Below are 12,456 nucleotides of genomic sequence, written 5' to 3'. Positions count from 1 at the left end.
ACCTACTTCCTCTTGGTGCCCGCGCGCGCCGTGCGCCGGGCGGTGCTGAGCCGGGCATCGATCCGCGACTCGAAGTGCGCGGCGAGCCGGGTTCCGTCGTCCAGGACCAGGGCGATGGCCGCCCCGTCCAGCGCGGCCACCGGGTCGGCACCGGCCCGGTGTGAGGTGACCGGCACCAGCCCGCCTGGTACCGCCGCCTGGCCGAGCCGCTCGGCTGCAGACGCGACCTGCGGGCCCATGGCGGCCATCCCCGCGACGACCCCGGCGCCCAGATCGGCGCCGGCGGCCTTGCCCTTGCGGGACGGTGAGCGGGCGTCGATGCCCTTCTTGCCGCGGATCGCCTTGATGGCCCCGGCGCCGAGCTGGGCCATGGCGTCCTGGATCGCCTTCTCCTCGGCGAGGAGACCGGTCAGGAAGCCCTTTGCCGAGCCCTTCCCGGCGTCGTACATCAGGTCGGCCATGGTCCGGCCGTAGGACGTCGACAGGGCGCCCCCGGACTTGACCAAAGCGTTGATCTGCTTGATGTCTGCGGAGGAGGCTCGGGAGACCAGTCCGGCGAGCTGGCTGTCCGGGCCGAGCGCGTCCAGCTGGTCGATCAGCTCCTTCGACGCGCCCCGCTTCGCCAGGGTGGTGAGCGAGGCCGTGAAGTTCTTCGCGGTGGCCTGCTTGCCCTTCATCCCGGCGATGAGACCGCCGACCGAGGTGACGTCCCCGAGGGCGGCGATGCCGAGGAAGTCGGACATCACCTTCGACTTGTCGTTGGCGAACCCCTTGGCCTCCGCGATCCGTGCGGACACCTTGTTGCGCTTGGTCGCCAGGGCCTGCAGGCGCACGGTGGTGGCCTTGACCACCTTGGAGAGGCGGACGCCCGCGCCGCCGGCGGCGGCCAGGTCCCGGGCCAGCTTGGCCGAGGCCTTCCCGATGTCGGCGGCCGACCCGGTCAGGCTCTTGCTGAACGCGGCCAGGTCGCCACCGATCGCGGCACGGGCCTTGACCTGCCCCCTCCTGGTCGCTGCGGCCCGGACTGCCGCGGCCCGTCGTGCGGCCGCCATCTTCGCCGCCGACGTGGTGCCCTTGGCGAACCCCCGCAGACGGCCGAGCGCAGACGCCATGCGCATGGACGTGGTGGTGTCGTACACCTCCGTGTCCCCGCCGCCGAAACGGACCAGTTCGGGCCCCTGCTCGCCGACCCAGGCCAGCTCGCCAGGACGGGGCCGGCCACCGGAGGCGAACCCGCGCAGCCCGTACCGGTGGGTGAACATCGCCGCGTTGGCCGACCGGGCACGAGACCCGACGACCACACCGTCCCCGCCCCTGGACTCGACGTTGACACCTTGCAGCGTGCCTGCGGTGTGCCCGACACCGGCGTTCGTGATGCCGATCTGGAACGGGGAGCGGGCGTTGAGGACCCACCCGGACGGGGCCGTGGCGCCGGAGAACGCTCCGGTGGCCCAGCGGCGACGGTTCGGGGCCAGGCCCCGGATCATGTTCTCGATCGCGGAGAGGAACCCTGAGCAGTCGAACCCCTGCGGGCCCACGCCGCCCCAGATGTACGGCTTCCCTGCCTGCGCCCGTGCCCACGTGAGCGCCGACTTGAAGCCCTTGCCGCCGATACCCGCCTTCTCCAGCGCGGTGTCCGCGCGCCCCGAGTAGCCGATGATTGATTCGATCATCTTCTTCGGGATGCGGGTGACCATGTCCCGGTACAGGGACGCGCTGCCGCTGATCTTGGCGATCAGGGGCTTCACCACCGCGTCGAGCCCCGCGACGGCGCTGGCCCTGACCCCGTCCTTCAGCCACCCCACACCGGCCTTGGCCAGGTCGACGCCCTTGGACGCGGCACCCTTCACCCAGTCGAAGATGCCGCCCCTCGCGAACCCGCCGCCCTGGAACGCGCGCAGCGACCGGCCGTGCATCGCCGCGTCGTTGACCGCGAGGAGCCGGGCCCGCTCGTAGGGGTCACGCATCGCCTCGGACACCGCGATGCCCTCACCACGGCGCAGCGGGACCAACTGGTCGTCGCCCTGCCGGTACGAGGACTGGCCGGCCAGCACGCCGCCCCGGGCGAACCCGGGAAAGCGGTCCAGTGTCGGGGCGCCGAACTTGGCGGCCACCTCGTTCCAGACGCCCCGGATGCCCTTGTTGTAGACGGTGTCGATGACGAACTCGATCGGCTTCTTCGCCTTCTCCTTGATCGAGGTGAAGGCCTTCCCGACCGCGTCCGCCCCCGTCTTGAAGGCCTCACCCAGCGACTTCGCCAGACTCTTCGCCTTGTCGATCGGCGGCTTGATGCCCTGCTGGTACAGCCAGGACGCACCCTTGCCGATGTTGTCGAACGCGGGCTTGATCGCGTTCTTCCACAGCCATGTGCCGACCGCGCCCAGGGCCCGGAGCCCGGTCATGATGTGCCCGGCCTGGGTCTTCACCCCGGCCCACAGGGACACCGCCCCGCCGACGATCCAGTTGAATGCCGGCTTCAGGGCATTGGTCCACAACCACTTGCCTGCCGCGCCGACCGCGCGGAGCCCGGCCATGAACGACTGCAGCTGTGGGCGGATCGCGGTCTTCCACAGCCACACCGCGCCGGCGCCGATCGCCCGGAAGGCCGGCCCGATCGCGTTGCTCCACAGCCACTTGCCGACCGAGCCGAGCTGACGGAACGCGAGGACGGCCGGGACGACCAGGACGACCCCGATGATCGTGGCCATGATCCGGGCCCCGGTGTCGATCGCGGAGAACACCGGCTTCAGCGCGTTGTTCCACAGCCACATCCCGGCGGCCCCGACGGCCCGCAGGCCGACCATGAACCCGGCGAACCCGGGCTTCAGGCCCCGGTTCCACACCGCGTCCCACCCGGCCTTGATGCCCGCCCAGGCGCCCTGGACGATGGTGCGGAACGTCTCGCTCTTCTTGTACGCCACGACCACCGCAGCGGCCAGGGCGAGCACACCGATCACGATGAGCGTCACGGGGTTGAGGGCCATGACGGCGTTGAACCCGGCCTGAACCAGCGTCCAGGCGCGGGTGACCGCTGCGGCGGTACGGATCGCGATGGAGTAGACGCTGAGCACGCCGATCGTGATGCCGGTGGCGATCGAGGACGCGGTCATGGCGAGGGTGACGCCGCCGATCGCGATGGCGAGCGGGGCGAACCACACCCCGTACTCCTTCACCCACCGCACCCCGGACATGAACCCGGCGCTGATCGTCTGGACCGCGGGGACGGCCTCCCGGTCGATGAACTCGATGAAGTCCTCGATGCGCGGCAGGACGTACTTCGCGGTGACGTCCCCGAGCAGCATGAGGCCGCGCCGCTTGAACGCCTCGAACTTCGCCCCTGCGTTGTCCCGCAGGTCGTCTCCGGCACGCTTCGCCGCACCGCCGACCTTCCCCAGGTCGCCCACTGCCTTCGACGGGTCCAGGGCGAACAGGGCGTCGCCGAGGTCCTCCGCCTTGGTGCCGAACAAGGCGACCGCGGCCGCGTTCCGGTCGACCCTGTCGGGCATCGCCCGGAGCTTGTCCAGGACGGTCTGGAGCCCCTTGGCCGCGCCGGCACCGCCCTTGGCGAACATGGCAGTGGAGTCCTTCGCCGACATCCCCAGGAGCTTGAAGCCCTCGGCCGAGGCCTTGGACCCGTCCGTCGTCCGGATCTGGAACTCCTTCAGGGCGTCGGCGACGACGTCGGTGTCCCTCGCGCCCGCCTGCATCCCCTGGGAGAACAGGCCCATGGACACCTTCGCGTCCAGGCCCAGCGACCGGAAGATGGTGGAGTATTCGTTGAAGGTGTCGGCGAGGTCGTCCGCCCTCGGGCCCATGGTCTGGAACCCGCGGGTGAGGATGTCGAACGCCTCGGTGGCGTTCTTCGCCAGGCCGGTCTTCACCATCTGCCCGGCCGCGTTCGCGCCCTGGGCGAGGTCGATCTCGAACAGGGTGGTGAGGTCCTGGGCCTTGGTCGCGATCGCGGCCAGCTGCTTCGTGGTCGCCTTCTCCGGGGCGAGCCCCGACGCCATGATCGCTTTCACGGCGGCCGCACCGTCGGCGATCGTCTCGGTGACCGTGCCCGCGTACAGCTTTCCCGCAGCCTTGCCCGCCTTCTGCGCCTCGGCCGCGCTCAGGTCCAGCTGGGCCTTCAGCATGCCGGTCGCCTTCTGCTTGGCGACGGCCTCCTCGATGCCCTTCGTCAGCAGCGCACCGGCGGCGACACCGACGGCGGCGGCCCCGGCGAGGACCTTGCCCTTCATCCCGGCCATGAGGCCCTCGCCGCCCTGGGCGCCCGCGCGGGCGGACGCCTGGGCAACGGGGTCCTCCAGGTTCCGGCGCAGCTCACGACGGAACTCGGCCATGGACGGCATGACGTCCAGCCACACGGAAGCAGCGCGGGGCATCGGATCACCCCTTCTCGGTGCTACGTAGGCAGGACCATGTCCACGATCTGCTGGTAGCCCGCGCGCGCCTTGCGAAGCTCCCGGGCCTCGGCCTTGGCCTTCTGCTTCGGCGTCGGGTTCCCGGGCCGCCACACGGGCTCCGGGTGGGGCTGCTGTGCGGCAGTCTCAACCCGGTTGGCGTTGCGGAAGTCGACTTCCATACGGCCCAGGTGATCGCGGAGGTCTGCGAGTTGGTAGTCCGTCGCTGTCCATGACGACTTGGTTGCCGCCCGGGCGAGCGCACCGTTCGGCGGCAGGCCCTCTACCAGCACCCGTAGCTTGCGCAGGGTGATCTCCCCCCGCCAGAACTCGGCGATCGGGTCGCGGGGGGCGTAGTGGTGGCAGAGGTCCGCTTCGACGGCCTCGGGGTAGTGCCCGAGGACGTCGACTACCGTGTAGGGCGCTTCTTGATCCGGTCGGAGGAGTCCTGCTGGACGGCCAGGAACAGCAGCCCGAGGTCGGTGTCGCTGTTCCCGGCGGCCCTGTACTTCTCGTACTGCTCGTCACCGAGCAGCGCCCGCCCCTTCTCCGCCGCGTTCTCCGAGCTGTCGACCTTCTCCGCCCAGTCCTCGTTGGCGAACATCGGGTGCGGGAAGGAGTACGGTCCGCCGGGGGCGTCGAACTCGACCTCTTCGCCGCCGACCGCCTCGGCGAACTGGGCGTGCACGTCCGCCAGGACGTACTTCTTGCGGTTGACCTTCGGTGCCATGGGGTCTCTCGTTTCTGGGTGGCCGGTGGGTGAGCCGGTGAAGGCACCGAGGCGGCAGGGCTCACCCTGGGCCGCCGCCTCGGTGCCGGTGTGCGGGCGGTGCTCACGCGCCGCCGGGCGTGGTCGTGGAGACCACCACGGCGGGGCTGGTGCCGCCGGTCAGGGACCCGGCGTTGCCGGTCATCTGCGCCACGTCCGTGCCCGCCAGAGCGCCGGCGAAGGTGACGGCGACCGGGGTGCCCGGGTGCGGCCCGCCCGTGCAGGTGACGTTGCCCGACCCGATGTTGGACAGGGCCTGCAGCGCGGTGCGGACCTGGGCGGCGGTCGCGTTGTAGACGATCGGCGCGGTGGTCTGCCCCGAGTACGTCAGCGTGTACGTGCCGCCGGTCGGGCCACCGGTGATCGCCACCGACTGGACCTCGTTGGACTTCGGGGCCAGGGACCGCCAGCCGGGCCCGTCAATCCACGTCCGGGAGTCGGTGCCCAGGGCTTCGTCCACATAGGCCTGGTAGGTGACGCCGCGGGCGATCTCCGCCGTGCGGGTCCACTGCTCGTCCTCCCGGCCCGTGCGCAGCGCGGAGGGAAAGTGGCGGACGATGTAGATGGCCTCGCCGGTCGTCTTGTTCAGGTCGCGGGCGATGAACACGAGCCGCCGGTACAGGGTGGGCGGGGTCAGGGGCCGGGACCAGGTCCAGGTGGTTGTGCCGATCGTGGCCAGGGCCTCGGCCCCCGACAGCGGCAGGTTGTCGTACAGGGCCACCGCCGCCGCGTTCGTCTCCTGCGGGACCCACTGGGCGGTCTGGGTGTCGGTTTCGACGTCGGAGCGGGTCGGACTGGCCGACTGCCCGGACTCGACGTCGGAGGTCGACAGGTCGCCGCTGAAGGTGATCCCGTCGGTGGTGGTGAAGCCGACCGCCTTGTAGCCCTCGGGGAGGGTCTGCAGTACCCCGCTCCCGTCGAACGGGCTGGAGAGTGCCGGTGCGTTGGCGTCGGCGGCGAAGATGCTGTAGCTCAGTGCCTTGCGGATCAGCGACGAGCGCAGGTCCGCCATGGTGGTGAAGTCAGCGGCCGGCATAGCGGGCCCCTTTCTGATGGTGGGTGCGCGGGTCAGGCGGGCGCCTGGGCGCGGCTGGTGAGCGCGTAGGTGGCGACCGCCCGGCGGATCGCGGGGTTGCCGTAGGAGACCGGAGCCGGGCGCGAGGTGGTCTCCACGCTGTCGATGACGACCCGGGCCCCGGGCACGTGGCTGCCCGCGGCGGCGAGGAGCGCGGCCCGCACCTCGCGGGCCAGGTCCCACATCCCGGTCCGGGTCGCGGCGAAGGTGTCGACGTCGACCAGGGCGGTGTCGGTGACCAGGTCGTCACCTCCGCCGGTGAGGATCTGCACCTGCACCAGCGGGAGCTTCTTCTCCAGGTCGGCGGGGAGCTCGTTGACGACCCGGGCCCCGGGGATGGCCGCGCGCACGATGAGCGCGGCGGCCTGCTCGATGTCGCCCCAGGTGACGTCCTCGGGGGTCACTGCGGAACGTCCCCGCGGTGCGGCAGGACGGTCTGCGGGGTGACCCCTGCGGCGCGCCCCAGGACCCGGCGGCGGGCGGTGTTCGTGGACCCCCACTCCTGGGCGGCTGCGTCCTCACGGTCGGCGACGACCTTGGCGGTCGGCCGGCCCGAGGGGCGGGTCTCCTCGGAGACGCGGATCTCGTTCGCGAACCCGTCATCGATCTCGGCGGACGCGATGGCCTTGGCCCGCTGGGCGATCTCCTCGGCCTTCGCCTTGAGCGCGGCCCTCACCCTGGGGTGGCGCATGATCTCGGTCAGGCCGCGCTCATCGAACACGATCCTGGGGCGCCTGCTCATCCGGTGTACTCCTTCAGGATCGCCGTGGTGTGGGAGAGGAACGACGCCACCGACCTGGCTACCGACGGCTTCCCGTCGACCTCGTACTTGTCCTCACCCACCTGGATCAGGTCGGTGTGGGCCAGGCCCATGCCGGGCGGGCCGAAGAACTGCCATCGGGACACGGTCTGGTCGGCGGCCGCGGTGAGGTACTCGACCGAGTCCAGCGGCTGCACCGAGCAGTGCTCGACCTCGACCGGGTCGGCCTCGATCCAGCGCTCGTTGCCGCGGTCGTCCTCCCCGTAGTGGCGGGCGATGTGCGCGACGGTCTGGTCCATCAGGACCGAGCGGCCGAACATCAGTACCGCCCCCAGCGGGCGACGGGGGTCTGGTCCCGGTAGCGGGCCAGCTTGTCCTTCTCGATGTCGGCCAGGGACATCGCCAGGGTCTCCGTCGCGAACGTCACCGACCGCTGCCCGGTGGACTCCTGGCGCAGGCTGAGCGGGTTCACACACCCGCGTGAGGCCACGTCCAGGGTGACGCCCAGGACATCGTCAGGGACGGTGAGAGGCCCGTGCGTCAGGGTCACCACAGCCCGGCGGCGTGGATCGCGGGGCGGCGAATCGAGGCACAGGAGGTCGCCCTCGCGCCACCACCCGGACGCGGGCAGGGTCTGCCCGGCGACCTGGACGGCAGCGACGGAGACGACCGGGCCGGGCAGGCGCACCTGGGCGTCCACGATCCGCAGCGCCACCGTGTCGGTCCGCCGGGAGAACGTGCAGCGAGCCTCCATGCGGACCAGCGCGGACGCCACCCGCAGCGCCAGGGCGCAGGTGTCGGCGGGGGCGCTGCCGCGCGGGACCTGCAGCCAGTCCTCCAGCTGCTCGACGGTGGCCAGCGGCGGCAGCGTCGACACCTCAGCCGTCCTTGACCGACGACTCGCCCGTCTCGATGTTCCGCTCGACGGTCACCTCCACACCGTCCGGGCGCAGCGCGGTGTACGTCTCGGTCCGGTCCTTCGCCGCCGACCGCTTCGCCGCGGCCTTCTTCGGCGCGGGTACGACCGCGTTCACGGTGCCGTGCCCGGCCAGGGCGGCCGCCCCCTTGTCCGGGGTGGCCGAGACGGCCCGCTCGTCGGGGTCGGTGGTGTCGGCCGGCCCGTCGCCCGGGGCCGTGGTGGACGGGGCGTCCACGTGGGTGTCCAGCCGGGTCTCCTCCGGCGGAGTGGTGCTCTTGCTCGTAGCCATGGGGCTGGGTCCCTTCAGGGATCAGGCGTTCAGGACGCCGCGGATACGGGCGGCGGCCTTGCCGCCGAAGACGGCGAGTCCGGTGTAGAACTCGATGCGCGTGCGGTAGGCGGGCTTCTCCTGCAGCTCGCCGAGGTCCTTGACCTGGACGCCGCCGTTGGTGAGCCCGGTGACGGCGCGGTCGCCCTCGTCCTGCCCGAACTTGACGATGTAGATGGAGGAGGCGGTACCGGACGCGCTGCCCTGCGTCTCTGTCTGCGGCAGGATGTCCACCCCGGCGGCGGTCTGGCCCGGGTCCAGGACCGGAATCCCGTTGTACGTCTGCACCATCTTCTGGGTCAGCGCCTCGCGGACCATGTCCACGCCGCCGAGCCGCCGGCCGGACGACTTGATCCGGGCGATCGCTGCGGAGTTGGCGTAGATGACCCCGTTGGAGGCGTTGATGCCGGGCACGGCGGCGATGCCGCGGTCCAGGACGTCGAAGAAGTCGTGACCGCCGGCGACCGGGCCCATGCCGTTGGTGGCGGCGTCGATGACCTGCGCGCCGACGAGCCGCTTCTTCAGCCCGTCGAAGCCCTTCGGGGTGACCGCCACGTCGCCGTTGAAGAACTGGTCCTGGAAGTAGTAGCTGGCGGCCTTGACCTTGAGGCGCGTCTGGGTCGCGCGCTGGTCGTTGAGGTTGCCCCTCGTCTTGATGATGAAGTTGTCGACGTCCGCGTCGCCACCGAGGATGACGAGGCTTTCGCTCTTCTGGTTCACGGTGCCGGTCGACTCGACGTAGGCCTCGTTCACGGCACGGAACGCGACGCCCGGCAGGGTGCCTTCCTCGTTGTACCCGTAGGCGTTGCCCTCGATCGTCATGAACGGGATGCGGTCCAGCACGCTGGACTCCTGCACGAACGTCTCGATGACGCCCCTCTGCAGGCTGGTCGTGGACAGCTTCGCTGCCTCGACAAGAGTGACGGCCACAGCGGGCCCCTTTCAGGTGAGGCCCGCAGCAGCGGGCCGGGTTACTTGGTCGTGGACTCGGTGGCGTAGGCGTGGCGCAGGCGCCCCAGGCCCGGCTCGACGTCCGCCGGCGGGGTCTCGTGGCCGCCGCCACCGACGTCGCCCCACGGCTGCTTGCCAGCCAGGTAGGGGCGCTCCTTCAGGAGGTCCTCGATCGCCTTCTTGACCTGCTTGGCGTCGGGCTCCCCGTCGTCACCGACCTTGATCTTCGTCAGGTCGATGTACCGGGCCGCGTCGGCCGGGTCGGCGAGCTTCCCGGCGGCGGCCGCCTTCACCTCGGCCCGGACGATCCGGGCGTTCGACTCGACGGCCAGCTCCTCGCGGAGCTCCTTCTTCAGGGCCTCGGCGTCCACGGGCTTCGCGCCCGCGTCGCCCTTCCCATCGCCGTTGTCTTCCGGCTTCGCGCCGGTGTCCTTCGGCTTCCGGGTGAGCTTCGCCTCCAGCTCCTTCACGCGCGCCTCGGCGGTGTCGGCGCGCGCCCGCTCGGCCTGCAGGGCCTTCTTCCCGCCCTCGCCGAGCTTGTCGTCGTCCCCGCCCTGGCCGCCGTTGTCGGAGCCGCCCCCGTCACCGCCGTCGCCGCCGGAACCGGAGCCGCCTCCGTCCCCTCCGTCGGCGTACAGGAACGGGGAGAAAGGGCCGTGGCCATACGGGTGCGCCCAGCCGCCACCGGTCGCGCGCAGGGTGTTCTTCCGGGTGTGGAGCATCGCGCTCCTCCTCGCATGTGTGGGTGTCCGCGCGGCATCGCGCCGCGCGCCCGCCCGGGCATCGCGCCCGGGAAGCTCAGTAGATGTAGCCGTGCTTCTTCAGCAGCCGCAGCTGGTGCTCACGGTCGTCGGCCAGCCGCAGGATCTCCTCCGGCATCAGGCGCGGAGTGCGGGAGCGGCTGTACCGCTGGCCGGGGATCTTGGCCGCGCCCTCGGCGGCCAGGCGCTTACCCGCAAGGCCTCGCCGCGTGGTGCCCTCGGTCGTCGCCTGCACCTTCCGCCCGTGGACGGTCATGGTCTGCATGCCCCGGCGGGCGTTGATGACCTGCCCGAGGTCGGCGCCCTTCGCGAGAGCGTCGACCGCAGCAGCCCCGAGCCGCTTGCGCTGCTCCTCCGGCGACATCTGCGCGACCAGGTCCTCGGGTCCTGGGACGTCTCCCCACCGCTCGATGTCGATCGGGTCCATCCCGCAATCGCACTTCGGGTGCCGCTGGAACCCCGTGGAGTAGGAGTACTGGCGGCCGGCGAGGATGATGCACCGCCCGCACGCGGGCAGCTTCACGACCCGCACGTAGGCGATACACCGGCGGTGCGTGGCCATCGACACCATCGTGGCCGAGCGGGACGCGTCAGCGATCTGCGTCGACACCATCCGGGCCATCTGGTTCATGCCCGCCACCGCCGCCGCCTCCGCCCCCACCCCGGCCGCATACGCGGTGTACGTGGTGATGGCCGGGGTATACAGCAGCGTCGCCAACGGCCGGCCGTCCGACGCGATCCCGGCGAACGCCTCCGGGACCAGCGCCGCCAGCGCGGGGGCGGCCGCGTTGCGGGCGGCCATCGCCATCATCACGAACTGCTGGGCGCCCTGGGCCGCGGTCAGCTGCCCGGCCACCACGGCCTGGAGGATCGCGGCGCCCCGGTCGCCCTGGAGGGACGCCAGGATGTTCGCCGGGTCCAGGCCCGACCAGATCGCCCGGACCTGCGCGACGACCGCCTGCGAGAGGGACTGGACCTGGGTGTACCGGGAGTCGGCTGCGTCGCTCACGCCTCCTCCTCGTCCTCCGGTCCCTCGTCCTCGGTGGCGCCGTCCTTCGGGCCGAACGCGGACAGGGCGGCCGAGGCGGCCTCGGCGGCGGCCTGCGCCTGCGCGTCACGCATCCGAATCCACTCCGTCACCTGCTCCTCGGTGACCCCGGGGATCATCCGCCACAGTGCCTCGTCCGGCACGCCGATCGCCTTGTATTTCGTCAGGGCGTCCGCGTACTGGGCGACCGAGCGGTACTGGGGGTCGCGCCACACGGTGCGGCCCATCGCCAGGGACGCCGCCCGGGCGGGCTGGTCGGCGGCCAGTGCCTCCAGGCGCATGACCTCCAGCAGGTCCTCACCGAAGTACGTTTGCCGGTCCGACGCCTTCGCGACGAGCCCGGACTCGGCGGCCTCCAAGGCGTCGGCGGCGATGTTCGCCATCTCGCCCAGGAGGTACTGCGGCGGGGTGCGGGTCTGCGCGGCGATGTGCCGCACCGCCTGCGAGATCACCTTCAGGTACGCCTCAAGGTCGGCCGGGGTGAACTGGCCGATCTGGGCGCCGTTCTTCGACAGCCACAGGATGCGGGCCTTGGAGTACTGCCCGAGCGGGAGGTCCTCGGAGTAGAGGATGTTGCCGTCCTCGTCGAGGATGTCCGTGACCGGCTTGTCCATCCCCATCACGACGCGCTGCGGCAGGGCGGCGAAGTCGGCGCCGGTGAACAGGTGCGCCCACAGGGTGTTGATGCCGTCCTGCAGCGGGGCAACCGCGTCCAGCTCGGACTCCGGGTCGCCGTGCAGCCGGGACCGGTTGGCGATCTCCACAATGGGGATCTCGTTGCCCATCGGGTTCACGAAGTCGGGCAGTTCGGAGCGGCGCAGGCCGATCGTGCGGGTTACCCACTCACCGGCGTTCAGGGTTCGCTGACGCCGGTAGACCATCGGCGGCCGACCGTTGTACGCCCGGGTGAACAGCGTCGCGAACTCGTGGGAGCCGTCCGACCAGATCCGCAGCGCGGAACGGCGCACGTTCCGGGTGCCGGGCGCGTAGTCAACGATCGCCTCTCCGGCGGGGATGAACGTGATGTCCGACTCCTCACCGGACGGGTTCCACACCAGAGCATGGGAGCGGGCAACGACCAGGGCGTCCAGGATCGCGAGGTTCACGTCCACCCGGGCGCGCGTGCGCTTCCACGCGCGCATCGCCTCGGTGTCGGTGTTCCCGTCCTCGCCCTCGAAGGAGACGACCTCCAGGCGCTCGCGCAGGGTGTCCGGCACCGTCTTGCACCAGTTGTCGGAGAACCCCTCGAACAGCCCGCCGACCTGCTCATCGAACTCCGGAGACGCGAACCGCAGAGGCCTGGCCCCGCGGTACAAGCTGTTCCGCTCGTCCACGTCCGCCTTCCGGGCGTCGATCCGCGACTTCAGCTTGCGGATCTTCTCCTCGGGCGCGTCGTCCTCGGAGAGGACCTGCCCCGTATCCAGCAGCACGGCCGCACCTCC

13 protein-coding genes are annotated in these 12,456 nt (G+C 71.2%); all 13 read right to left on the bottom strand.

Annotated features, from left to right (window positions below):
• Positions 1 to 2 precede the first annotated feature (2 nt).
• Positions 3 to 4,385: a phage tail tape measure protein gene (locus R2B67_RS26285; RefSeq protein WP_317821518.1), complete on the bottom strand. Its 4,383-nt coding sequence runs from the start codon at positions 4,383 to 4,385 to the stop codon at positions 3 to 5.
• 20 nt (positions 4,386 to 4,405) lie between these two features.
• Positions 4,406 to 4,585 (bottom strand): hypothetical protein, encoded by a 180-nt coding sequence (locus R2B67_RS26280; RefSeq protein WP_317821517.1) that lies wholly within the window; start codon positions 4,583 to 4,585, stop codon positions 4,406 to 4,408.
• 227 nt (positions 4,586 to 4,812) lie between these two features.
• Positions 4,813 to 5,133, bottom strand: a complete 321-nt coding sequence (locus tag R2B67_RS26275) for a hypothetical protein (protein ID WP_317821516.1) — start codon at positions 5,131 to 5,133, stop codon at positions 4,813 to 4,815.
• A gap of 103 nt (positions 5,134 to 5,236) precedes the next feature.
• A complete protein-coding gene (locus R2B67_RS26270; RefSeq protein ID WP_317821514.1) occupies positions 5,237 to 6,208 on the bottom strand; it encodes a phage tail tube protein in 972 nt (323 codons plus the stop codon).
• Between the two features lie 32 nt (positions 6,209 to 6,240).
• Positions 6,241 to 6,651 carry a hypothetical protein gene (locus tag R2B67_RS26265; protein ID WP_317821513.1) on the bottom strand — a complete coding sequence of 137 codons (411 nt, stop codon included), beginning with the start codon at positions 6,649 to 6,651 and terminating at the stop codon, positions 6,241 to 6,243.
• Entirely contained in the window at positions 6,648 to 6,989 is a 342-nt protein-coding gene (locus R2B67_RS26260) for a hypothetical protein (RefSeq protein ID WP_317821511.1), read from the bottom strand. The genes R2B67_RS26265 and R2B67_RS26260 overlap by 4 nt, the downstream gene beginning before the upstream one ends.
• The gene (locus R2B67_RS26255; RefSeq protein ID WP_317821507.1) at positions 6,986 to 7,327 is read right to left on the bottom strand and encodes a hypothetical protein; all 342 of its coding nucleotides are present in this window, start codon (positions 7,325 to 7,327) and stop codon (positions 6,986 to 6,988) included. Before R2B67_RS26255 ends, R2B67_RS26260 begins: the two co-directional genes overlap by 4 nt.
• Positions 7,327 to 7,884 carry a hypothetical protein gene (locus R2B67_RS26250; protein ID WP_317821505.1) on the bottom strand — a complete coding sequence of 186 codons (558 nt, stop codon included), beginning with the start codon at positions 7,882 to 7,884 and terminating at the stop codon, positions 7,327 to 7,329. Before R2B67_RS26250 ends, R2B67_RS26255 begins: the two co-directional genes overlap by 1 nt.
• A gap of 1 nt (position 7,885) precedes the next feature.
• Positions 7,886 to 8,215 (bottom strand): hypothetical protein, encoded by a 330-nt coding sequence (locus R2B67_RS26245; RefSeq protein WP_317821503.1) that lies wholly within the window; start codon positions 8,213 to 8,215, stop codon positions 7,886 to 7,888.
• A 21-nt stretch (positions 8,216 to 8,236) separates the two neighbouring features.
• Complete coding sequence (locus R2B67_RS26240; protein WP_317821501.1) at positions 8,237 to 9,184, bottom strand: major capsid protein; 948 nt, start codon at positions 9,182 to 9,184, stop codon at positions 8,237 to 8,239.
• A gap of 41 nt (positions 9,185 to 9,225) precedes the next feature.
• Positions 9,226 to 9,927 (bottom strand): hypothetical protein, encoded by a 702-nt coding sequence (locus R2B67_RS26235; protein WP_317821499.1) that lies wholly within the window; start codon positions 9,925 to 9,927, stop codon positions 9,226 to 9,228.
• Between the two features lie 76 nt (positions 9,928 to 10,003).
• Positions 10,004 to 10,975 (bottom strand): VG15 protein, encoded by a 972-nt coding sequence (locus R2B67_RS26230; protein WP_317821497.1) that lies wholly within the window; start codon positions 10,973 to 10,975, stop codon positions 10,004 to 10,006.
• Complete coding sequence (locus R2B67_RS26225) at positions 10,972 to 12,444, bottom strand: phage portal protein (protein ID WP_317821495.1); 1,473 nt, start codon at positions 12,442 to 12,444, stop codon at positions 10,972 to 10,974. The genes R2B67_RS26230 and R2B67_RS26225 overlap by 4 nt, the downstream gene beginning before the upstream one ends.
• Between the last annotated feature and the right edge of the window lie 12 nt (positions 12,445 to 12,456).

This window comes from Streptomyces cyaneofuscatus, from assembly GCF_033109485.1.
Lineage (GTDB): Bacteria > Actinomycetota > Actinomycetes > Streptomycetales > Streptomycetaceae > Streptomyces > Streptomyces cyaneofuscatus.
This window is presented reverse-complemented; position numbering and strand designations above follow the sequence as displayed.